Source organism: Neoroseomonas eburnea, from assembly GCF_018129005.1.
Lineage (GTDB): Bacteria > Pseudomonadota > Alphaproteobacteria > Acetobacterales > Acetobacteraceae > Neoroseomonas > Neoroseomonas eburnea.
The window spans coordinates 64,104-85,804 of sequence record NZ_JAAEDL010000021.1; the positions used below are offsets into that span (position 1 = coordinate 64,104).

25 protein-coding genes are annotated in these 21,701 nt (G+C 71.2%); 12 read left to right on the forward strand and 13 right to left on the reverse strand.

The features are described from left to right. Nucleotides 1–119: 119 nt before the first annotated feature. A complete protein-coding gene (locus tag GXW74_RS19325; RefSeq protein WP_211848185.1) occupies nucleotides 120–566 on the reverse strand; it encodes a DsrE family protein in 447 nt (148 codons plus the stop codon). Then, nucleotides 563–2,098, reverse strand: coding sequence for a fused MFS/spermidine synthase (locus GXW74_RS19330; protein WP_211848186.1), 1,536 nt, complete (start codon nucleotides 2,096–2,098; stop codon nucleotides 563–565). Before GXW74_RS19330 ends, GXW74_RS19325 begins: the two co-directional genes overlap by 4 nt. Before the next feature lie 68 nt (nucleotides 2,099–2,166). On the opposite strand from GXW74_RS19330, the gene GXW74_RS19335 reads away from it, so the two are divergent. Further along, nucleotides 2,167–2,724, forward strand: coding sequence for a thioredoxin family protein (locus GXW74_RS19335; protein WP_211848187.1), 558 nt, complete (start codon nucleotides 2,167–2,169; stop codon nucleotides 2,722–2,724). 8 nt (nucleotides 2,725–2,732) lie between these two features. Here the strand turns inward: GXW74_RS19335 and GXW74_RS19340 are convergent, their stop codons facing one another. The 6 genes from GXW74_RS19340 to soxX are packed head-to-tail and all read right to left on the reverse strand — an operon-like array spanning nucleotide 2,733 to nucleotide 7,259. After that, nucleotides 2,733–3,467 carry a cytochrome c biogenesis CcdA family protein gene (locus GXW74_RS19340; RefSeq protein WP_211848188.1) on the reverse strand — a complete coding sequence of 245 codons (735 nt, stop codon included), beginning with the start codon at nucleotides 3,465–3,467 and terminating at the stop codon, nucleotides 2,733–2,735. Nucleotides 3,468–3,474: 7 nt separating this feature from the next. Next, on the reverse strand, nucleotides 3,475–5,136 hold the full coding sequence (gene soxB / locus GXW74_RS19345) for a thiosulfohydrolase SoxB (protein ID WP_211848189.1): 1,662 nt from the start codon (nucleotides 5,134–5,136) through the stop codon (nucleotides 3,475–3,477). Between the two features lie 28 nt (nucleotides 5,137–5,164). Further along, complete coding sequence (gene soxA / locus GXW74_RS19350; RefSeq protein ID WP_211848190.1) at nucleotides 5,165–5,962, reverse strand: sulfur oxidation c-type cytochrome SoxA; 798 nt, start codon at nucleotides 5,960–5,962, stop codon at nucleotides 5,165–5,167. Between the two features lie 10 nt (nucleotides 5,963–5,972). After that, entirely contained in the window at nucleotides 5,973–6,305 is a 333-nt protein-coding gene (gene soxZ, locus GXW74_RS19355; RefSeq protein ID WP_211848191.1) for a thiosulfate oxidation carrier complex protein SoxZ, read from the reverse strand. A 19-nt stretch (nucleotides 6,306–6,324) separates the two neighbouring features. Continuing rightward, a complete protein-coding gene (gene soxY, locus GXW74_RS19360; protein WP_211848192.1) occupies nucleotides 6,325–6,786 on the reverse strand; it encodes a thiosulfate oxidation carrier protein SoxY in 462 nt (153 codons plus the stop codon). 17 nt (nucleotides 6,787–6,803) lie between these two features. Further along, nucleotides 6,804–7,259: a sulfur oxidation c-type cytochrome SoxX gene (gene soxX / locus GXW74_RS19365; RefSeq protein WP_211848193.1), complete on the reverse strand. Its 456-nt coding sequence runs from the start codon at nucleotides 7,257–7,259 to the stop codon at nucleotides 6,804–6,806. Between the two features lie 418 nt (nucleotides 7,260–7,677). On the opposite strand from soxX, the gene GXW74_RS19370 reads away from it, so the two are divergent. From GXW74_RS19370 to GXW74_RS19415, 10 genes are read left to right on the forward strand one after another with little or no spacing between them, the layout of a single operon-like run. Then, nucleotides 7,678–8,103, forward strand: coding sequence for an OsmC family protein (locus GXW74_RS19370; protein WP_338148277.1), 426 nt, complete (start codon nucleotides 7,678–7,680; stop codon nucleotides 8,101–8,103). 28 nt (nucleotides 8,104–8,131) lie between these two features. Then, nucleotides 8,132–9,316, forward strand: coding sequence for an acetyl-CoA C-acetyltransferase (locus tag GXW74_RS19375; RefSeq protein WP_211848194.1), 1,185 nt, complete (start codon nucleotides 8,132–8,134; stop codon nucleotides 9,314–9,316). A gap of 18 nt (nucleotides 9,317–9,334) precedes the next feature. Next, nucleotides 9,335–9,556, forward strand: coding sequence for a carboxymuconolactone decarboxylase family protein (locus tag GXW74_RS19380; protein WP_246523679.1), 222 nt, complete (start codon nucleotides 9,335–9,337; stop codon nucleotides 9,554–9,556). Between the two features lie 21 nt (nucleotides 9,557–9,577). Beyond that, entirely contained in the window at nucleotides 9,578–10,519 is a 942-nt protein-coding gene (locus tag GXW74_RS19385; RefSeq protein ID WP_338148278.1) for a TRC40/GET3/ArsA family transport-energizing ATPase, read from the forward strand. Then, nucleotides 10,420–10,716 carry an ArsR/SmtB family transcription factor gene (locus GXW74_RS19390; RefSeq protein ID WP_246523688.1) on the forward strand — a complete coding sequence of 99 codons (297 nt, stop codon included), beginning with the start codon at nucleotides 10,420–10,422 and terminating at the stop codon, nucleotides 10,714–10,716. The genes GXW74_RS19385 and GXW74_RS19390 overlap by 100 nt, the downstream gene beginning before the upstream one ends. After that, entirely contained in the window at nucleotides 10,713–11,762 is a 1,050-nt protein-coding gene (locus tag GXW74_RS19395; RefSeq protein WP_211848196.1) for a permease, read from the forward strand. The genes GXW74_RS19390 and GXW74_RS19395 overlap by 4 nt, the downstream gene beginning before the upstream one ends. Nucleotides 11,763–11,775: 13 nt before the next feature. Further along, entirely contained in the window at nucleotides 11,776–12,009 is a 234-nt protein-coding gene (locus tag GXW74_RS19400) for a thioredoxin family protein (protein ID WP_211848197.1), read from the forward strand. Further along, the gene (locus GXW74_RS19405; protein ID WP_211848198.1) at nucleotides 12,006–12,464 is read left to right on the forward strand and encodes a rhodanese-like domain-containing protein; all 459 of its coding nucleotides are present in this window, start codon (nucleotides 12,006–12,008) and stop codon (nucleotides 12,462–12,464) included. The genes GXW74_RS19400 and GXW74_RS19405 overlap by 4 nt, the downstream gene beginning before the upstream one ends. Beyond that, complete coding sequence (locus GXW74_RS19410; protein ID WP_211848199.1) at nucleotides 12,457–14,967, forward strand: heavy metal translocating P-type ATPase; 2,511 nt, start codon at nucleotides 12,457–12,459, stop codon at nucleotides 14,965–14,967. The genes GXW74_RS19405 and GXW74_RS19410 overlap by 8 nt, the downstream gene beginning before the upstream one ends. 5 nt (nucleotides 14,968–14,972) lie before the next feature. Beyond that, nucleotides 14,973–16,181: a patatin-like phospholipase family protein gene (locus GXW74_RS19415; RefSeq protein ID WP_211848200.1), complete on the forward strand. Its 1,209-nt coding sequence runs from the start codon at nucleotides 14,973–14,975 to the stop codon at nucleotides 16,179–16,181. A 119-nt stretch (nucleotides 16,182–16,300) separates the two neighbouring features. Here the strand turns inward: GXW74_RS19415 and GXW74_RS19420 are convergent, their stop codons facing one another. Together GXW74_RS19420 and GXW74_RS19425 are read right to left on the reverse strand one after the other, a co-directional pair. Continuing rightward, entirely contained in the window at nucleotides 16,301–16,810 is a 510-nt protein-coding gene (locus tag GXW74_RS19420; RefSeq protein ID WP_211848201.1) for a hypothetical protein, read from the reverse strand. A 19-nt stretch (nucleotides 16,811–16,829) separates the two neighbouring features. After that, on the reverse strand, nucleotides 16,830–18,011 hold the full coding sequence (locus GXW74_RS19425; RefSeq protein WP_211848202.1) for a GntT/GntP/DsdX family permease: 1,182 nt from the start codon (nucleotides 18,009–18,011) through the stop codon (nucleotides 16,830–16,832). A gap of 101 nt (nucleotides 18,012–18,112) precedes the next feature. Between GXW74_RS19425 and gcvA the strand changes: the two genes are divergently transcribed. Continuing rightward, nucleotides 18,113–19,063: a transcriptional regulator GcvA gene (gene gcvA, locus GXW74_RS19430; RefSeq protein WP_211848203.1), complete on the forward strand. Its 951-nt coding sequence runs from the start codon at nucleotides 18,113–18,115 to the stop codon at nucleotides 19,061–19,063. Here gcvA and GXW74_RS19435 read toward each other — a convergent pair. From GXW74_RS19435 to GXW74_RS19445, 3 genes are all read right to left on the reverse strand, one after another. Further along, nucleotides 19,002–19,337: a hypothetical protein gene (locus tag GXW74_RS19435; RefSeq protein WP_211848204.1), complete on the reverse strand. Its 336-nt coding sequence runs from the start codon at nucleotides 19,335–19,337 to the stop codon at nucleotides 19,002–19,004. The two genes, gcvA and GXW74_RS19435, sit on opposite strands and share 62 nt — an antisense overlap. Nucleotides 19,338–19,415: 78 nt before the next feature. After that, a complete protein-coding gene (locus GXW74_RS19440; RefSeq protein WP_211848205.1) occupies nucleotides 19,416–20,636 on the reverse strand; it encodes a potassium/proton antiporter in 1,221 nt (406 codons plus the stop codon). 379 nt (nucleotides 20,637–21,015) lie between these two features. After that, complete coding sequence (locus GXW74_RS19445; protein WP_211848206.1) at nucleotides 21,016–21,678, reverse strand: TetR/AcrR family transcriptional regulator; 663 nt, start codon at nucleotides 21,676–21,678, stop codon at nucleotides 21,016–21,018. Nucleotides 21,679–21,701 lie beyond the last annotated feature (23 nt).

Genomic DNA, 21,701 nt, shown 5'->3' on the forward strand with positions numbered 1-21,701 from the left:
CGACCGCGCGCGGCCGCCCCGGCAGCCCCGCGCGCCATACCGCTGAACCTCGCCGATGCGGTCATCGGCGAGGTTCAGCGGTATGGGGGCATCAGGAAGACTCCAGATCTCCGGCCCTTTCAGGGCCGGAGATGCACCCAGCCTTCCAGCTCCCGCTCGACGATCTCGGGCAGGCCGTTCTGCACGACCTCCACGCCCTCGAGCACCGCCTCCGCCCCGAGCCCCAACGTATCGAGCGTCGCGCCGCAGGCGACGAACTCGATGTCATAGGCGCGCAGCGAGGCGACTCGCTCGGCCACTCGGCTCTCCGCCGAGATCAGGTGGCGCACGCCGGGCCCGTAGCCGACCACCATGATCCGCACCAGGTCCTGCCCGTAGAAGGACTGGATGTTGATGATGTTGCTGAACACGGCATTGGCGCGTGCCGGATCGGCTTCCGACAGCGAGACCACGATTCGGCGCGGCGCCTCTATGCTCGGCTTCGGGTCGGCGAGCGGCGTCTCCCGTACGCCCGCCGCGCCAAGCGCGAGGGTGGAGAGGGCGGTGAGCATGCTGCGTCGTTTCATCGTCCGCTCGCCTCCGGCGACAGGATGAGGTGGGACATCAGCCGGTCCACCGGCGCGAAATCGTCGGTGAGCACCGGCACGCGCGCCGCGTCCCAGCGCGACGCGACATAGTGGGGCGGCAGCCGAACCCAGAGCCGCTCCGGCCCGCGTCGCGCGGTGATGCGCGCGGCGGCTGTCGGCGCGTCGGAGGCCAGCACGAGGTACGTGATGCGCCGCCCCGCGGGCTGCTCCGTCGCCTCGACCCAGACCTCGACGGCGGCGAAATCCTCGGCCAGCGTGCGCAGCAGCGCGAGCAGGAAGCGCGGCGCGCGGCGGTCCTCCATCACGTTCACCAGGTAGGCGCCGCCGGGCTTCAGTCGCGCGCGCACCGCCTGGTGCCATTCGCGCGTCACCAGGTGCACCGGCATCGCGAGATCCTGGAAGGCGTCGGCGAAGACCAGGTCGAAGCGCGGTCCCGCCGGCACCGCCTGGAGCGCCACGCGGCCGTCGCGCAGGATCACCTCCAGCGCCGGGCTGTCCGGCAGCCAGAAGTCGCGGCGCGCCAACGCGGCGATGGCGGGGTCGATCTCCGCGACCATCAGGCGCCCTCCGGGATGGTCGGCGGCCCAGGCGCGCGGCAGGGTGAAGGCGCCGCCGCCGGCGAAGAAGGCGGCCGGCGCCGCCGGTAGGCCGCGCGCGGCCATGAGTTCGTCCACCAGATGCAGGTAGGGCTGCACGAAGGTCGTCGGCTCGTCGCGCAGGTTCATCCCATGCGCGAGGTGGTCGAGCACCAGCAGCCGCGCGGGGCGGCCGACCATCGGCTCGGCATCCACCACGCGCAGGCAGGCATAGGCGCTCTCGACATCGCAGACGCGCGCATAGGCCGGTGTCGCCGCGGCACCGGCCGGGAGCGCGATCGCGGCCGCCGCGAGCCCCAGCGCCGCCGCCCGCCGACCCGCGGCGGCCGCATGCAGCGCCGCCAGCGCCGCGTAGCACCCCGCGCAGGCGAGCATGGTACCCGAGGACCCGATCCAGGCGACGAAGACGAAGCCCGCCGCCAGCGTGCCGCCGATCGCGCCCAGCGCCGAGACGGCGAAGAGCCGCCCAAGCACGCGCCCGACCTCGCCCCGGGGCGCCTCCTCGACCGCGAGTTTCGTCACGATGGGCGAGACGGCGCCGACCAGCAGGCTCGGGGCGAGGAAGCCCGCCAGCGCGAAACCCAACATGGCGATGAGCGGCGAGACGCCCTCGCGGTCGAGGACGGGCGCGGCGACCCGCAGCGCCGGCACCGCCGCCAGTGACGCCACGGCACAGCCGGCGAGGATCCAGGCAAGCCGCGCATGGCCCTGCGCCCGGCCGCAGTCCGGCCCCGCGAGCCGCCCGCCCCACCAGTGCCCGATGGAGAAGCCACCCAGCACCACGGCGATCACCGCCGTCCAGGAATACACCGACATCCCGACATAAGGGGCGAGCAGCCGCCCGGCGATGATCTCCACCACCAGACCGAGGGCGCTGGAGAGCAGGATGGTGGTCGCGTCGAAAACGGCCCTCACGCGCATTGACGCCCACCCGCTGCCTGCGCACATGCTGATGTAGAGACGGAACCATCGAGGAACGGCCCATGTCCCGGATCGCCCGCCGCGTCCTGCTGGCCGGCCTGGCCTGCGTGCCCGCCCGCGGCCGTGCCGCCCCGGTGCGCACCGAGAACGGCTGGACCCAGGACTGGTTCCACGAGGGTTTCCTCAACCTGCGCGAGGATCTCGAGGAGGCGACCGCCGCCGGCCAGCGCCTCGCCGTGGCTTTCGACCAGCGTGGCTGCCCCTATTGCCGGGAGATGCATACGGATCATCTGGCGCAGCCGGAGATCGAGGGCTTCATCCGTCCGCGCTTCCGCATCGTGCAACTCGACCTGCACGGCGCGCGGCCGGTGACCGACTTCGACGGCACCGTTCACGAGGAACGCGCCCTGGCGCGGCGCTGGCGGGTGACCTTCACGCCGACCATCATCTTCCTGCCGGAGCAGGCACCGCAACGCATGGGCCGCGAGATCGAGGTCGCGCGCATGCACGGGCTGATGCCGAAGCCCGATTTCCTCGCCCTCTTCACCTATGTCGCCGAGCGCGGCTATGCCGACGGCACCTCCTTCGCCGCCTGGAAGGCCCGGCGCCAGCAGGGCTGATCCCCGCCTCATCCGAAGCGCCCGAGATCGGGCCAGCGGTCAAGGAGGAAGGTGCCGATCTCCTGGAAGGTGCCGGTCAGCACCATCAGGCCGGTGATCACGAGCAGGGCGCCGACGGCGATCTCGACCACGCGGAAATGCTTCCGGAAGCGCTGCACGAAGCGCAGGAAGGGTGTGACGAAGGCGGCCGCCAGCAGGAAGGGGATGCCGATGCCGAGCGCATAGGTGAAGAGCAGTGCCGCGCCCTGCCAAGCGCTCTCGGCCGCGGCGGCGATGGTCAGGATGCCGGCCAGCACAGGGCCGACGCAGGGCGTCCAGCCGAAGGCGAAGGCGAGCCCCACGACATAGGCGCCGAGCGGGGAGACCGGCCTCTGCGCCACCTGGAAGCGCTTCTCGTAGTTCAGGAAGGACAGCCGCAGCACGCCCGCGAAGTGCAGCCCGAAGGCGATCAGCACGAGGCCGGCGACGACCGCGACCGTATCGAGGTGATCGGCCAGCAGTTGCGACACCAGGCTCGCGGTCGCACCGAGCGCGGTGAAGACGGTCGCGAAGCCGAGCACGAAGAACAGGGCCGCGACCAGCACGCGCGCGCGGTCCGGCGCCTCGGCCGCCGCCCCGCCCGGGGCGGCGCGCAGCGTCACCCCGCCGAGGAAGCCGAGATAGGGAATGATCAGCGGCAGCACGCAGGGCGAGAGGAAGGAAAGCGTGCCGCCCAGCAGCGCCGCCGCGTAGCCGACCTGCATGGCGGACTCAGGCGCCGCGGAGGCGCACGTCGTTGCGTGGCTCGGCGCGCACCGGGCCTTTGGCCAGGTGGCGGAACACCACGTCCCAGATCGGCGGGCCTTCGGTCGCCTGGTTGATGCTCGCCCAGCCGGCCACGGTGTAGTCGCGCGCGGCGTCGATCGGCTGGCCGGTGCGCAGCAGCGTGAGGTCCGAGACGCGCCGGCCCGAGGGCGCGGCCACGTCCAGCGTGAAGGAAATCCCGCCGGTGCGCACCATGTCCCCGCCCTGCTGGTAGTAGGGATCGGGGTTGAACAGGTTGTCGGCCACGTCCTCCAGCACCGCCTTGAGCATCTCCCCCTTCATGGTGGTGCGGTAGGCGGCGGGGTAGGTCATGGCGGTCTGCGCCCAGACATCCTCGGCGGTGATGTCGGTGCCCGGCAGCAGCGTGGTGCCCCAGCGGAAGCCCGGCGAGAGCGCGACCTCGGCCTCCCGCTGCTCGAGCAGCGCGTCGCAGATCAGGTCGTCCCAGGTGCCGGCGGTGTTGCCGCGGCGCCAGAGCAGGCTCTCGGTGCGGCCGACCACGCGCGCGAGGTCGGCGGCGAAGGGCTCCCGCACGCGGCGCACCAGCGCGGCCATCTCGGGATCCGGGGCGATCGCGTTGCTGAAGACCGGGATCAGCGCGTGGCGGAACCCCGCCACCTTGCCGTCCTTCACATCCAAGTCGAGCCGGCTGACGAACTTGCCGTTGGCGCCGGTGGCGATCAGCAGCGTGTTGCCGACCTGCAGCGGGCGCGGCAGCGCGTCATGGGTGTGGCCCGTGAGGATCACGTCGATACCCGGCACGCGGGAGGCCACCTTGCGGTCCACGTCGAAGCCGTTGTGCGAGAGCAGCACGACCACCTGCGCCCCGGCCTCGCGTGCCGCCCGCACGCGGGCGGCGAGCTTCTCCTCCTTGATGCCGAATTCCCAGTCCGGGATCAGCCAGCGCGGATTGGCGATCGGCGTGTAGGGGAAGGCCTGGCCGATCACCGCGACCTTCACGCCGCCGCGCTCGAACACCGCCTCGGCGGGGAAGACGTCCTCGTTCCACTCGGTGTCCTGGATGTTGCCGCCGAGGAAGGGGAAGCCGAGTTCCGCCACGAGTTCCTTCACACGGTCGGCGCCGTAGGTGAATTCCCAGTGGCCGACCATCGCCTCGACGCCGAGCGCCCTCTGGAAGGCGACCATGTCGGCGCCCTTGGTCTGCAGGTTGGTCCAGGCGCCCTGCCAGGTGTCGCCGCCATCGAGCAGGAGGGTCCGGCCCGGGCGGTCGGCGCGGATCGCCTTGACGATGGTGGCGATGCGGTCGGCCCCGCCCATCGGGCCGTAGCGGCGGGCGAGGTCCACATAGTCCACATCGGTCAGCGCATGCGCCATCGCCGTGCCGCGCGGCAGGCCATAGGCGCGCAGGAAATCCTCCCCCGTGACGTGCGGCACCTGGCCGCGCGCCTCGCCGACGCCGAGATTGGTCGAGGCCTCGCGGAACAGCATCGGCATGAGCTGCCCGTGGATGTCGGTGATGTGGATCAGCGTCACCTGGCCGAGCGGCTCGAAGCGCAGCAGCTCAGCTTGGGTCGGCGCCTGCTGGGCGCGTGCGGACAGCGCGGCAAGCGCCGCCGCGGCGGCGAGGAGGTCGCGACGGGTGATCATGCGTCTTCTCCGCCCGGGGCCCGCCGCCTCAGCGCCGGACCGAGGGGCTTTCCACCGGCAGGCCCTGCGCCCGCCAGGCCAGGTAGAATTCGAGGTTGGTGAACTCCTCGCCCCCCATCGGCGGGGCCTCGCCGCGCACGTCGTTGACGCAGCCCTGCAGGCGGAACTGCAGGCTGATCACCCGCTGTTCCTTGAGGCGATAGGTCGGGAAGCCGTTGCTCATGCCCTGGGAGAGCAGGTCGGCGCGCAGGGAGCGGCCGTAGTTGTCCTCGTGGCAGGAGCCGCAGCGCATGTCGAGCTGGCCGCGCCGCGTGTTGTAGAAGCGCTCGCCCGCGTCGAAGAACGGGCGCGCGGGGCCGGAGATGTCCACGTTCACGGGCATCCCGCGTGACTGCAGCGCGACATAGGTGGTGATGGCGTTGAGCGGCCGGCTGTCCACCGGCAGCGCGGGGGCGCCCATGCGTTCCGTGCGGCAGATGTTGATCTGCTGCTCCAGCGTCACGACGCGGTTCAGCCGCGCGTGATAGGCCGGCATGCGCGCGCGCACGCCGCGCATCGTCTGCGTCCCGTCGTTGTGGCAGGAGGCGCAGGACTGCCCCGCCGTGCCCTCGACGCGACTCCAGGCCGCCTCGCCTTCCTCGGCCCAGAGCATGGCGGGGTTCTGGAAGTCGTCGTCCTGGATGGCCAGCGTCTCGGGCGTGGCGAAGTGCCGGCCCGACTGCGGATCGGGGATCGCGCGCTGAGGCTCGGGCGCGCCGCCCTGGGCGAGGGCGAGCCCGGCCGCGAGCGCCGCACCCCCGAGCGTTAGCCCCGCCACCTTTCCCATCGGCGCGGCCTCAGGCGAGCTTGATTTCGTTCGTCGCCTTGCGCTGTTCGCCGGCGTCGTTGGTCCAGGTGAACTCGAAGGTGCCGGCCTTCTCCACCTTGAAGGGGAAGGCGATGTAAGGGTTCGCCGAGATCGCCGGGGCGAGGTCCATGGCGAAGACGAGCTGGCCGTCGAACTTCGCCTCGAAGCGCTTGATGATGTCGCGCGGGATGACGGCGCCGGCCTGGTCGCGGCGCTGCCCGGTCTCCATGATGTGGGAGATCAGGGTGCGGACCTCGATCACCTCCCCGGCGCGGGCCTGGGCGGGGATGCGGACGCGGGGCTGCCCGATGGGTGCGGCCATGATTGCTGTTCCTTCTCGTTCAGCCGCCGCAGCCGCCGATGGTGACCTTCACCTCGGCGCGCGCGATGAAGAGGCTGCCGTCGCTCATCTCCGCCAACGCCACCACGTCCTGCGTCTGGCCGAGGCGGATGCGCGTGTCCGCGCTCGCGCGGCCCATGGCCGGCGTCATGTGGAAGGTCGCGATGTCGGGCGTCGGGTTCCTGTCGGCGAAGACATGGATCGCCTTGACGTGGTCGGCCGTGGTCATCGGGCTTTCGACCGAAACGGTCAGCGGCACGGTGTTGCCGTTCTCCGCGATCGGCGGCACGCGCAGCGTGACACGCCCTTCCTGCGGCGTGCGGCCGCCGCGGATGCGGTCGATCGCGGCCTGGGTGGGCGCGGCCAATTGCGCCGAGGCGGGACGCGGCAGCAGGGTGATCGCCACCCCCCCTGCCGCGAGCGCCAGCATGCCGCGGCGCGTCGGTGTGGCGATGGTGTCCATAGTGGTCTCCATTCGTCTCATCGGAGGGTCATCAGGTAGGCGAGCACGTCCTCGACCTCCTGCGCCGTCAGGATCGGGCGTCCGGCCCAGTCGCTGCGCACCGCGGTCAGACCGTCGATGCGATGGTAGGATGGCATGTTGCTCTCGGGGTTGATGCGCTTGCTGTCGACGACGCGCAGGCGCAGCTCGCCAATGCTGTAGCGGTCCGCCACGCCCGCCAGCGGCGGGCCGAGATCGCCCTGGAAATCGGCGCGCAACGGCAGTTCGTGGCAGGTGACGCAATTGCCCTTGCTGCGGTCGAGCGCGAGCGCCCGGCCGCGGGTCGCGTCGCCGGGCGTCAAGGTCAGGGGTTGCGGTATGGCATCGTCGACCACCGTGAAGGGGACGGCTGGGGCTGTCTGCGCCCATGCCGGCGTGGCCGCGGCCATGGCGGCGAACATGCTGACCAGAACGACCGGCCGGAGACCGAGCACCTTGCGCCCCTCCTATTTTTTAGTAGTTCCTGATATAGGAACACGCGCATTCTCGTGGCGCAAGAGGAAGTTCGCGGTGCCGACGCAGGTGAGGCCGGGGCCGGGCAGTACAGATCCTTCAGGATGGCGATGATGGCTTCGATCCGCCGATCGGCGATGCGGTAGTAGATCGTCGTCCCCAAGCGGCGGGTCGCGACGAGGCCGTGCACGACGCGACCCAGAAGGAGGGATGGCGTTCGAAGGACGGCATCGGGCAGGATTCCCGGCGGGCCTGGCGGCGGCATCCGGGCACGCACGCCCGAAACGGGTGGGCCGAGGTGATGTCATGCGACCAGCGCGGCAGATCAACTTGATACGCCGCAAGATGCCGGAACCTCTGGCGCGATAATCATTTCAGGGTACTGCGGGAGTGAAACCGGTGCAGACCTACGCGGTCACCGCCCTGCGGCTCGACAGCCATGGCACGCGCATGAGCTGCAAGCAGGCCACGCTTGTGGCGGATACCGACGCGGCCGGGCGGACCGACGCCTTCAACCCGGTCGAGCTGCTTCTCGCGGCGCTGGCCGCCTGCATCGTGAAGGGTATCGAACGCGTCGCGCCGATGCTGCGCTTCACCTTTCGTGGCGTCGAGGTGCGGCTCACCGCGGAACGCCAGGACGTGCCGCCACGACTGACCGGTATCGCCTACGAGATCCTCGTGGATACGGACGAGACCGACCGCCGCCTCGACCTGCTGCACGAGAACGTCCGGAAATACGGCACCATCTCGAACACACTGGCCGCCGCCACGCCTCTCACCGGCAGGCTGGCGCGCGCCACCGTCCCGGCGCCGGCCGCGGATTGAGCCCTATCCAGCCCCAGGAGCAGGTCCCATGCAAGATCGTGACGTCGTCATCTGCACCCCCGTTCGCACCGCGCTCGGCACCTTCAGCGGCACGCTGAAGGACACGCCGGCCACCGATCTCGGCGCGGTCGCCATCCGCGCTGCGATGGAGCGCGCTGGCCTCGATCCGGCACAGGTCGATGGCGTGGTGATGGGCAACGTCATCCAGGCTGGCAACCGCATGAATCCGGCGCGCCAGGCGGCGATCGGCGCCGGCATTCCGGTTTCCGCCCCGGCGCTGACCGTGAACCGCGTCTGCGGTTCCGGCGCCCAGGCCATTGCCTCCGCCGCGCAGGAGATCCGTCTCGGCGAGGCCGAGGTGATGATCGCCGGCGGCATGGAGAACATGGACCGCGCGCCATATCTGCTGCCCAACGGGCGCTGGGGCATGCGCATGGGCGACAGCCAGGTGATCGACAGCATGCTGTGCGATGGTCTGAACGACGCCTTCTCCGGGGAGCATTCCGGCTGGCACACCGAGGACCTGGCGACGAGATGCCAGATCTCGCGCGAGGAGCAGGACGCCTGGGCGCTGCGGTCGCAGACGCGCTTCTCGGCCGCGCAGGCGGCGGGGCTGTTCGAGGCCGAGATCGCCCCGGTCGAGATCAAGGGCCGCAAGGGCGCGATCGCCTTCGCGAAGGACGAGCACAACCGCCCCGACACGACTGCCGAGACCCTCGCGAAGCTCCGCCCCGCCTTCCGCAAGGACGGCACCATCACCGCGGGCAATGCGCCGGGGCTGAACAGCGGTGCGGCGGCGATGGTGCTGGCCGAGCGCAGCGCCGCCGAGCGCCTCGGCCTCAAGCCGGTGGCGCGGCTGGTTTCCGCCGGCGTCGGCGCGGTGGAGCCTGATTTCTTCGGCCTCGGCCCGGTTCCGGCGGTGCAGCGGGCGCTGGCGCGCGCCTGCTGGACGGCGGAGGAGGTCGAGCGCGCCGAGATCAACGAGGCCTTCGCCGCCATCGCCATCGCCGTGATGCGGGAAACCGGGCTGCGCGAGGAGGCGGTGAACCCCGAGGGCGGCGCCATCGCCCATGGCCATCCGATCGGTGCCTCCGGTGCCGTGCTGACCACGCGTCTGCTGCACGGCATGGCGCGCGCCGGGCAGAGGCGCGGCCTCGTCACGCTGTGCATCGGCGGCGGGCAGGGCATCGCGCTCTGCCTCGAGCGGATCTGAGGGACGGGAGGGGCCCGCATGACCGGCGATTTCAGGGAGCGCGCGGAGACGGTGGCCCAGGGCGCGGCGCTGATCGCGCGCGCCGCGCCCGGGGCGATGAAGGGCTTCGGCGCGCTGGGGATGGCGGCAACCGCTGTCGGCGCGCTCGACACGAAGACGAAGGAACTGATGGCTTTGGCCATCGGCATCGCGACGCATTGCGACGGTTGCGTCGCCTATCGCACCCGCGCCGCGCTCTAGCACGGCGCGACGCGGCAGGAGGTGGCGGAGACGGTCGCCGTCGCGCTCTACATGGGGGGCGGGCCGCCGGCGGTCTACGGCGCGACGTGCTGCGCGCCTACGACCAGATGGCGGGCGGTGCGGGTGGCTGAGCTGCCGTCCTTCCTCACGGCGCCGCCACGCTGCCTGTTCTTCACCGGCAAGGGGGGCGTCGGAAAGACCTCCGTCGCCTGCGCCGCGGCGATCGCGCCGGCCGAAGCCGGCAGGCGCGTCCTGCTCATCAGCACCGACCCGGCCTCCAACCTCGATGAGATGCTCGGCGTCGCGCTCTCCGACACGCCGCGCCCGGTGCCGGGCGTGGCCGGGCTGGAAGCGCTGAACATCGACCCCGAGGCCGCCGCCGAGGCCTATCGCGCCCGCGTGCTGGCGCAGATGGAGGGTGCGAGCGAGGGCGAGCGCGCGACGGTGCGCGAACAGCTCTCCGGCGCCTGCACCAACGAGGTCGCCGCCTTCGACGAGTTCGCCGCCCTGCTGGCCGGCGAGACGGACGGCCACGACCACCTGCTGTTCGACACCGCGCCGACCGGCCATACGCTGCGGCTGCTGAACCTGCCCGCGGCCTGGATCATCAACCGGGCGCTCACGGGCAGCGGCACCACGGACCCGCTGCTGACCCGGCGGATGGCCGGCGAGGCGGGGCAGATCGCGCGGATCAAGGGCAGCCTGGCGCGACGGACGTTCCTCCTGCCCTGGCAGGCCGAGGCGCCGGTCGGGCTCGCGGCGCTGAGACCGCTGGCGGCAGAGCAACGGCCATGCGGCGGGCGCGGGGCCAGGCTGCAGAATTCGCGCATTTCCGCATATGCGCGAGGGCGCATTTCCCGCGCATGGATTCCGTCGCTCTTCTCTCCGCTTTGGCCGACCCCACCCGCCTCGCCGCCCTGCACCGCCTGCGGGATGGCGAGGAACACTGCGTCTGCGAGTTGATGCAGTGCCTCGGCGCCACGCAGTCGCGTATGTCGCGCCACATGCAGGTGCTGCGCACGGCCGGGCTGGTCGCCGCCAGGCGCGACGCGCAATGGGTGCGCTACCGGTTGAACCCGGCGATGCCCGCCCCCGCGCGCCGGCTGCTCGACGCTGCGCTCGGACTGCCATCCCCCGCCGCTGAAAGGATCGCCGCATGAGCGCCAGCGCTGACGCGCCCCGCGCGCCCTCGACCCTGCCCTGGCTCGGCGGCACCGCCGCGGGCCTCGCGCTCTGGGCGCTGCTCTACAGCCAGCTGGTCCCCTTCTCCGAATGGGCGGTCTCGCTGCTGCCGGTCGAACGGCAATCGCATCTCGGCGAGGCGATCGCCTTCTTCCTCTACGATGTGCCGAAGGTGCTGCTGCTGCTCACGGTCGTGGTCTTCGCGATGGGCGTGGTGCGCTCCTTCTTCTCGCCGGAGCGCACGCGGGCGCTGCTGGCCGGCAAGCGCGAAGGCGTGGGTAATGCCATGGCGGCGTCGCTGGGCATCGTCACGCCCTTCTGTTCCTGCTCGGCGGTGCCGCTGTTCATCGGCTTCGTCTCGGCCGGCGTGCCGCTGGGCGTGACGTTCTCGTTCCTGATCGCGGCTCCGATGGTGAACGAGGTCGCGCTCGGGTTGCTGTTCGCGCTCCTCGGCTGGCAGGTGGCGCTGACCTACCTCGCCTTCGGTCTAGGCATCGCCATCGTCGCCGGCTGGGTGATCGGCCGGCTGAAGCTCGAAGGCTGGCTCGAGCCCTGGGTGCTGCAGATCCACGCCGGCACGGCGGAGATCCCCGAGGACGCTTCGACCTGGCCCGATCGCATCCGCGCCGGGCTGTCCGCGATCCGCGAGATCGTCGGGCGCGTCTGGCACTGGATCATCGCCGGCATTGCCATGGGCGCGCTGATCCATGGCTATGCACCCGAGGAATTGCTCGCCTCGGTCATGGGCAAGGACGCCTGGTGGTCGGTGCCCGCCGCCGTGGTCATCGGCATCCCGATGTATTCCAACGCCGCCGGCATCATCCCGGTGGTCGAGGCGCTGCTCGGCAAGGGGGCCGCGCTCGGCACCGTGCTGGCGTTCATGATGAGCGTGATCGCGCTGTCGCTGCCCGAGATGATCATCCTGCGCAAGGTGCTGTCGGTGAAGCTGATCGCCGTGTTCGTGGCCGTGGTCGGCAGCGGCATCCTGGCCGTAGGCTTCCTGTTCAACCTGCTGTTTGCCTGAAGGAACGCGAACCATGAAGGATGTGAAGGTGCTCGGACCTGGCTGCGCCAAGTGCAAGGCCACGGCCGAGGTGATCGCCGCCGTGGCGAAGGAGTCCGGTGCGGCCGTGACGCTCAGCAAGGTCGAGGACATGCGCGAGATCGTCGGCTACGGCGTGATGTCCACCCCCGCCGTGGTGGTGGACGGCAAGGTGGTGCATGCCGGCTCGGTGCCGGCGCGCGCGCAGGTGCAAGGATGGCTGGCATGAGCGCGACCGTGAAAAAGGACCTGGCCGAAGCGCGTGAGGTCTGCCCGACGACATCCCGCCGTCTGCTGGCCGAAGGCGCGCTGCTGGTGGATGTGCGCGAACCGGCCGAGGTGGACCAACTGGCATTCGCCGATTGCGAGCAGCTGCGCATTCCGCTCAGCGAGCTCGAACGGCGCTGGGCCGAAATCCCGCGCGACCGCGACGTGATCCTGGCCTGCGCGGTCGGGCAGCGCAGCCTGAAGGCCACCTACTGGCTGATGTACCAGGGCTACGAGCGTGTGATGAACATGCAGTACGGGATGCAGCGATGGGCCGCGTGCGGCTTTCCGGTGACCGGGCAGGCCGAGGGCGCGCCGATGGTGGCCGGCAGTTGCTGCGACAGTGCCGAGCCGGCGGCCGAGGGTTCCGCCTGCTGTGACGCCGCGAAGGCACCCGCATCGGGCTGTTGTGGCTGACGACCGCGCCGCCGCACCGCCGGCACCGTCCGAGCGCGACCTGCCCGAAGGCATGACCCGACTCGACCTCGCGGTGCTGCTGCCGGATGCGCCCGATGCGCGAGACGCCTGCGTCCGCCGCTTGGTGAGTGAGATCGAGGGCCGACCCGGTATCGCTCGCGTGCATGTCCTGCCCGCGGGCGCCGGCGTGCCGGCGCAGATCTGCATCCATCACGACGCGGCACTGCTGGAGGTCGCGCGGCTGCGCGAACTGGCGCTGGCCGCGGGCGCGCGGCTGACCGAGCGCTACGGCCATGTCGTCTGGGAGGTGGACGGCACGCTGTCCGCCCGCCGGGCGCGGCGCGTCGCGGAAGCGCTCGGCCGCCTGCCCGGCGTGCTGGAGGCCGAGGCCGCCCCGGGGGGGCCGGTGCGCATCGAGTTCGACCGCGGCGTCACCGACGCGGCGGCGCTGGAGGCGGCGCTGGCCGGCCTGCGCCTGCGCCGGACCGCGCCGGATGAGCACGAGCACGATCATGACCATGCCGAGGCTCCCGGTCACGCGCATGATCACGACCATGATGGCCCGTTCGGCGCCAACAGCGAAATGATCTTCGCCATCGCCAGCTTCGCCCTGCTCGGCACCGGCTTCGCGCTCTCCTTCATCGCGGCGGTCCCGGCGCTGGTGCCGACCGGCCTCTACGCCGCCGCCTGCATCGCCGGCGGCTGGTTCATCCTGCGCGAGGCGATCGAGGCCGCGCGGCTGCGACGTCTGGAGATCGACGGGCTGATGCTGCTGGCCGCGGCCGGCGCGGCGGTGCTCGGCGAATGGGCGGAAGCGGCGCTGCTGCTCGCGCTGTTCAGCCTGGGCCACGCGCTTGAACACCACGCCATGGGCCGCGCGCGGCAGGCGGTCTCGGGCCTGGCGGATCTCGCCCCCGCCACGGCCGAGCGGCTGCGCGACGGCGTCGTGGAAACCGTACCCGCGGCGGCGCTCATGCGCGGCGACGTGCTGCTGATCCGCCCCAATGCCCGCATCCCGGCCGATGCCGTGGTGCTGCGCGGCGAGACCAGCGTGGACCAAGCGCCGATCACCGGCGAGAGCCAGCCGGCCGACAAGCGCCCCGTCGCGGATGCGGCCGCCGCCCTGGCCAACCCGGCGGCTCTCGCGCCCGAGAACCGCGTCTTCGCCGGAACGCTGAACGGCGCCGGCGCCATCGAGGTGGCGGTGAGCGCGCTCTCGGGCGAGACCGCGCTGGCTCGGATGATCCGATTGGTGCGCGAATCGGAAGCGCGGCCGTCCCCCACCCAGCGTTTCGCCGATCGCTTCGAGCGCCTTTATGTCCCGGCCGTGCTTGCCGTGGTGGTGCTGCTGCTCTTCGCCTTCCTGGTACGCGACGAGAGCTTCGGCGAGAGCTTCTACCGCGCCATGGCGGTGCTGGTGGCAGCGAGCCCCTGCGCGCTCGCCATCTCCACCCCGGCGGGGGTGCTCTCGGGCATCGCGCGCGGCGCACGGGCGGGGGTGCTGATCAAGGGCGGCGCGCCACTTGAGGGCCTGGCGCGCATCCGCGCCGTCGCCTTCGACAAGACCGGCACGCTCACCGAAGGGCGGCCACGGCTGACCGACGTGCTGACGGCACCGGGCGTGCGGGAGGACGAGTTACTCGCTCTCGCCGTCGCAGTGGAAGCGCTCAGCGATCATCCGCTGGCCGTCGCGGTGGCGCGCGACGGGCGCGCCAGGCTCGGCGCGGCGACCGCGCTGCCGGCGGTCGAGGGTGTCGCCAGCGTCACCGGCCATGGTGTGACGGCACGCCGCGGTGATGCCGAGATCCGTATCGGCCGCGACGGTTTCGCCGCCGCGGCCGCGAGCCTGCCGGCCTCGCTGCGCGAGGCCATCGCCGCGCTGGAGACCACCGGGCGGACGGTGATGGTGGTGGCGCGCGACGGCCGGGCGCTGGGCGCGCTCGGGCTGATGGATACGCCGCGCGCCGGGGCACGCGACGCCGTCGGCGTGCTGCGCGCCATGGGCCTCGCGCCACTGATCATGCTGTCGGGCGACAATGTGCGTGTCGCCGCGGCGGTGGCGCGAGACGTCGGCCTCGACGAGGCGCGTGGCGGACTGCTGCCCGAGGAGAAGGTGGCGGCGGTGCGCGCCCTGCGCGCCGCGCAGCCCGTCGCCATGCTGGGCGACGGCGTCAACGATGCGCCGGCGCTGGCCCAGGCCGATATCGGCATCGCCATGGGCGCGGCGGGCTCGGCGGTCGCGCTGGAAGCGGCGGATGTGGCGCTGATGGGCGACGACCTCGCGCGCCTGCCCGAGGCCTTCGGCCTGGGTCGCGCCACGGTCGCGGTCATCCGGCAGAATTTGGTGATCAGCCTCGGCATGGTGGCGGTGCTGGTGCCGGCGGCGATCCTCGGCTTGAATCTCGGCGCCGCGGTGCTGTTCCATGAGGGCTCAACCGTCGCCGTGGTGCTGAACGCGCTCAGGCTCCTCGGCTGGCAGGCGCGCAAGGCCGGAGGCGGATGAATGCCATGGCACGGCGCGCTTTCCTCCTCGGCCTGGGCACCGCCACGGCCGCCTTCGCCGGCATCACCTGGGTCCGCCTGCCCGACCCGGCCCGGCGGCCTGCCGTTCCCGCCGCGCGTCTGGCCGAGGCGCGCTTCCTTGGCCTGCCGAACGAGCGGTTCTTCCCGGAACTCCCGGCCGGGGTGGAGGCGCTGCGCGGCGAGTTCATGGCCGCGACGGCGCGCCTGCGCGACCGCCTCGGACTGCCCGAGGGCGCGCCGCCACAGGAACGGACCATGCTCGCGATTTCCGGCGGCGGCTCCGACGGCGCGTTCAGCGCCGGGCTGCTCTGCGGCTGGACCGAGCACGGCACGCGGCCGGTCTTCCACCTGGTCACGGGTGTCAGCGCCGGGGCCCTGATCGCGCCCTTCGCCTTCATCGGCCCGGCGCGCGACGCACAGTTGCGCGCGCTATACACCACGCTGCGCCAGGAGGACGTGCTTCGCCGGCGCGGCTGGATCGAGGCCGCCTTCGGAGACGCGATCGCCGACAACGCGCCGCTGGCCGCGACCATCGCGCGGCACCTCGATGCCGGGATGCTTGCCGATATCGCCCGCGGCCATGCCGAGGGAAGGCTTCTTCTCATCTCCACGGTCAACCTCGATGCCCAGGTCGCGGTGATCTGGAACCTCGGCGCCATCGCGGCCAGCGGGCATCCGCGGGCCCTCGATCTCGCGCGGCGCATCCTGCTCGCCTCCGCCGCCATTCCCGGGATCTTTCCGCCCGCCATGTTCGACGTCAGCCTCGACGGACGGCTGTACCAGGAGATGCACGTGGATGGAGGCACCTTTGCGCAGAGCTTCCTCTACCCGGACTCCTTCGGCCAGCAGCGGCGTGATCGGTTGCGCGCGGGGCTGCCGGTTCCCGCCGTCGCGGCCTATGTCATCCGCAATGCCCAGCACGATCTCCGTGCGCCGGAGGTTGCGCGCCGTCTCCTCGGTGTCGCGCAAACAGCGGTCACGGCATTGATCCGCGCGAACGGGCACGGCGACGTGGCGCGCATCCACGCGAATGCGGTGCGCGACGGCATCGCCTTCCGTCTTGCCCATATCGGACCGGATTTCGGTCTGCGGACGGACACGTCCTTCGATCCGGCCTACATGCGGGCACTGTTCGATCACGCCTTCGACAGGGCGCGCGCCGGCTATCCCTGGGCGGACCGTCCGCCCTTCTGACTCATGCCACCGGCGCGGCGGGCACCAGAACCGACCCCGCTTCCTGCGTCAGCGCCTTCACACTGTCGAGGAACGGGCGCACATCCTCCTGCCGCTCCGAGGTGACCTCGAAGCCCATGTTAGGATGGCACCTTCTGCCGCGCCCCCTTCGGCGTCGGCACTTCGAGACGCAGGCCCACGATGTCGAAGGGCTTGCCCTCGATCAGCGCTTCCAGCCGCAGCAGGAAGCGCTTGTCGCCGAACTCGCCGGCGATCTCGACGCGCGCGCGGGTCGGCACCGTTGCCGCAGCGGTGGCGAGCGCCTCGTGCCGCGCCTTCTGCGCCTCCTCGCGATGATGCTTGCCGGGCGCTTCCTTCTTCACCGCGCGGAAGATCTGCCGCTTCCACTCCAGCTTCCGGATGCTGTCGCGCCTGGGGAAGCTGATCGCGCCGGTCGGACAGATGTTGCCGCAGGTCGACGACGAGCCGCCCGCCATGCGAGGCGAGGCGGCTACGCGGGTTCCCAAGGATGCGCATGCAGAAGGCACGCTGATTTGGGTCGCGTGGTGGCGGGCATCACTTGTCTCCCCCCGTCCGGGGGAGGCAGGGAGGCTGCATCCTTCTGCGGCCGATATCAGCCAGATCTCCACACGGGCAAATCATGCGCGATCACCCCGCGACGCCCACCGCCCATAGCGCCAGCAACACCACCAATGCCGCGACCCCCTGACACGTCGCGGCCCCCGTCAGGCGCTGCAGCGCGGCCTGCTCCGATGCGCCTTCCAGCGCGTCGCGTCGAACCAGCCAGTAGTAGTTGTCGTTGGGCAGGATGGCGACAAAGCAGCCGGCACAGATCGCATAGACCGCGAGCGCCGGCGGCAGGCCAAGATGCGCCACCACCGGTGCTACCAGCGGCCCGAGGGCGGCGAAGGTCGCCATGCTCGACCCCTGCAGCATCTTGAGTGCGGAGGCCGCGGCAAACAGGCCGAGCACGCCCACGACATGCCCGACCTCGCCCTGCGGCAGCAGGCTCGCCACCGGCACGACGGAGGTCGCCATGAAGCCGAAGGCCCCCGCCGCGCCCACCAGCAGCATCAACCCCGTGGTGCGCCGCACCGCGCTGTCCACGCATTCCCGCCGCAGATGCGCCGGCGTGCCGAGCCAGGCCGCCACGCCGGCCATCAGCAACGCGCCCTTGGGCTGGGTGAGGAATCCCAGCAGCGGCACGTCATGCAGCGGCAACAGCCAGCCGGCGAGCAGGGCGCCTGCCAGTACGCCGAAGGGCGCGAAGCCGGCCCAGTCGCCGCCACCGGCCTGCGCAGTTGCCGGCACGGTGGGTAGCGGGAACAGCCGCAGCCAGGCCTCGCCCGCCAGCACCACCGGGACCAGCAGCATCAGGCCCAGCACGTAGATCGACGGGTCGTCGATGCCGAGCGAGGCGCCGACAATCAGCGGCCCGGCCGGCGCCAGCAGCAGGAAGCCCGCGAAGGCCGCCATGGCCATCGACAGCCGCTGCGCCCCGGCCAGTGGCGCCAGCGCGGCGTAGGCCGTGATGTGGCAGATCATACCCGCCGAGGCGAAGGGCGCGACATAGCGCACCGCGCCGCCCATCGCCGGCAGGGCGCGATGCGACAGCGACGCCGCGATCAGGAAGGAGGGCAGCAGGATCAGCGCGAAATCGCCGAGCGAGCGCCCGAAGCCCTGGCCGAAGCGGCGCACCACCTCCTCCGGCGCCAGGCCCGAGCCGATGCCGATGGCGAGCGCGCCCAGCACCAGCAGCACCGGCAGGGGCAGCGAGATGCCGAGGCCGGCGTTGGCGGCAGGGCGGGTTGCGGCGGCGGTGCTGGACATGGCGGGGCTCTCCGGTGTGGTGGCAGGCTAGGCGCCCGGCCTGCCACGGGACACGGCGATTGCGGTTGCAGGCAGATGAGAAGAACTCATCAATAGCGGCGATGGAGAACCTGCCTCCGCTCAATGCCCTGCGCGTCTTCGAGGCCGCCGCCCGCCTCGGCGCCTTCAGCCGCGCCGCGGAGGAGCTGTCGGTGACCCAGGGCGCGGTCAGCCGGCAGATCCGGCTGCTCGAGGACCGGCTCGGCCTGGAACTCTTCCGCCGCGTCGGGCGCCGGGTGCATCTGACGCAGGAAGGCCGCGACTATCACGCCACGGTGCGCGTCGCTCTGGAGGCGATCGCCGCCAAGACCGCGCAACTCTCGCGCCGCAGCCGGCGCCGGCGCCTCGTGGTCAGCACCGTGCCCTCCTTCGCCGCGAAGTGGCTGGCGCCGCGCCTCGCCTCCTGGCGGGCCGCCGCGCCCGATATCGATCTGCGCGTCATCGGCGCCTACGAACCCGCCGACTTCGCGCGCGACGGCGTGGACGCCGCCATCCGCTACGGCCGCGGGCCCTGGCCGGGCCTGCATGTGGAACGCCTCGCGGAGGAGGACCTCTTCCCCGTCTGCGCGCGGGACTTCGCGCGCGAGCACGGCCTGCGGGGACCGGCCGACCTGCTCCGCGTCACGCTGCTCGACCGCGAGATGACGGAGGGCTGGGCGGAGTGGTTCGCCGCGCAGGGCGTGACGGGCGCCGATCCCGCGGGACTGGTGCGGCTGCGCGACGCCTCGGCGGCGATCGAGGCGGCGCTCGGCGGGCAGGGTGTGGCGCTGGCGAATACCTCCCTGGTGATCGGCGACCTCGCGGCCGGGCGGCTGATCCGGCCGGTGGCGGGCAGCCTGGGCTCCGCCTTCGCCTACCACTTCGTTTGTCCCGAGGCGGCGCTCGCCCGCCCGCCGGTCGCCGCCTTCCGCCGCTGGGTGGTCCAGGCGATGGCGGAGCGGCCGGCCGCCCTCAGCGCGCCGCCCGCGGCGCCAGCGACGCCGCGCAGGCGGCGAGCGACAGGGCCGACGTGAGTGCCAGCGCCACGCTGGCGGCGGCGCTTTCCATCAATCGCCCGAACAGGAACGGCGCCGTGGCCTGGAGCAACCGCCCCGGCGCGCCCAGCCAGCCCAGCCTTGCGCCGTAGCCGGCCGGTCCGAACACGGCCATCGGCAGCGTTCCCCTGGCGATGGCCAGCACGCCGTTGCCCATGCCGTGCAGCACGGCGAAGACCATCGCCGCCGGCGGCAGCGCCTGCGCCGCGCGGCGCAGGCTACCATTCACGCGGCCGGTCGGCTGCGCGAGCACGCGTGGTGCGACTGCGGCCGAAGAAGGAAAGGCGCCGCATATTCCGAGACCGGACCTGCGGCGCGAAGAGGCGGCCGATCATGCGCCCAGTTGCTCGCGTCTCCCTCGGAACCCCAGAAGCCGGGCGGCCGGCCCGATTGTCCAGCCCTGCACGATGAGCGAGATGACCACGACCACGAAGGCCGACTCGAACAGCAGCTTCACATCCGTCATCCCCGCGAGCATCGGGATGATGACCAGATAGATTGGTACCCCGCCCCGCAAGCCCACCCAAGAGACGAACGCCGTCTCGCGCAAGGTGAAGCCGAACGGCAGCAGGCACGCGCTACAGGCAATCGGCCGCGCGACCAGGAGCAGGGTCGCGGTGATGGCGGCAAACACGAACCAAGGGACCGAAAGGATCGTGTGAGGGGTGGCAAGCAGACCCAGCATGAGGAAGAGCACGATTTGCGCCAGCCAGCCGATTGCTTCGAAGAAGTGCCCGACGGCCGGACCTGACCGGTGTTCAGCTGTCCCGACGACGACGCCCGCCAGATAGACGGCGATGAACCCGCTCGCACCGAGGCTCTGCGCAGCACCGAACAGCAGCAGTGCACCCATGAGCGCCAGCACGGGGTAAAGCGCGGTCTCCGCCACCAGGCGCCGTAGAACCAGCAGCAGAAGGTAGCCCCCGCCGACGCCGAGCAGCGCACCTCCACCCATCTCTTTCGCGAAGAGCAGGGCTGCGTGCTCCACCGTGAAACTGCCCGGGGTCAGGACTTGCTGAGTTAAAAGTACGGTCAGGAAGACCGACATCGGGTCGTTGAGACCGGACTCCACCTCGAGCACGGCCGTGATCCGTTCGGGAAGCGCGAGACCGGCGCGGCGCAGCACCGTTGCTACCGCTGCGGCATCGGTCGGCGCAAGGATGGACCCAACGAGAAGAGCAATGACCCAAAACGAGTAGGGCAAGGGCGGAGGGGGAAGCAGGGCGAAAACGAGCCCGACCACGCCGGCGGTGATCGCGACCCCGGCCGTGGCCAGCGCCAGCGCAGGCCATAGCGCGATCTTGAGCATGCTGCGCTTCGTCTTGAGCCCGCCCTCGAACAGGATGACCGCAAGGGCGACGCTGCCGATCAGGTAGGCGGTCTGGAAATCGTTGAACACGAGGCCAACCGGCCCCTCCTTGCCGAACAGCAGTCCGATTGCCAGGAACACCAGCAGCAACGGCGTGCCAAAGCGAGCGGAGAAGAGCCCGACAAAGATGCTCAGCAGCCCAAGTGCGCCGGCGAGGAGAATGAGGTGGTGAGCAGCGTCCATTGCGATTGACTTTCTGTAGGCATGTGACCCGCAGCGCAGCGCTTGCGTGACGCCGAAACCGAGCCGCACGCGGCCAGATCGAACGGCGATGCTGGGATCGCAATCATTGTCAGGCTTCGTCTACACTACCGGTCAACGGCAGCCGCTCCGAAGTCGACGCGTGACTTGGGGAGAAGCCCCGGCCTATCCGGAAGCGAGGGGGCTGGTTCGCCTGGCGCTGGTCAGAGTGCAGACCTCGGTGTCGTCGCTCGGCGCTCCCGTGGAGACGTCAGCGCCGATCGGCGGGCGTCTTGGCGTCCGCCGGCCAGGTGCAGCCACGCGGCGCCAGTGAAGCCGAGGATGCTTCGCAGCGCGGGGCGAGCAGGAGGCTCCAGCGGAGTCAGGCTCTGCCATCATCACCGCTGCCTTTCGGCCGCGACATGCGATAGCGCAGCAGGAAGATTCGGATCGTCTCCTCGATCAGAACCGGAGCCGGTGCCGGAAGATTCTTGCGGCCCATCATCCAAGGCCACAGGAAGAAGTCATTGAGCATCCCGGTGAACTGCCGCGCCGCCAGCGTTGGGTTCGGGCAGTCGAGGATGCCCATCGCGGTCAGGTGCGCGATGTAGCGCGCGAAGCGCTCCGCCTGAGGCTCCATGACGCCCGCAAAGGCCTCCGCGATCCAGGGAAACTGCCGAGAATCGGCCACCACCATGCGCATGAAGCCGAGATAGCCCGGGCGCTCGTGCAGCTTCAGGATCGCTCGCGCAATCAGTCGAAGCACCTCCTCGACATCACCCTGGGTTTCGACCCCGGGCGGCAAGGCATGCTCGAGTTGCCCCGCGAATCTGAGAAGCATCTCACGGAAGATCTCCTCCTTGCTCGCGAACTGATTGTAGAGCGTCCGACGCGCGACGCCCGCGGCTTCTGCCAGCTCGTCCATGCTGACGGCACCGAAGCCGCGCTCGAGGAAGAGGCGTTCGGCGGCCTCCACGATGGCTTCCCGCGACCCGCCGCGTCGCACCTTCGGAGCCGCGTCACTCAAAGCTCTGTCGTCAGGCATGGGCGATTCCCTGTTGCACTCAT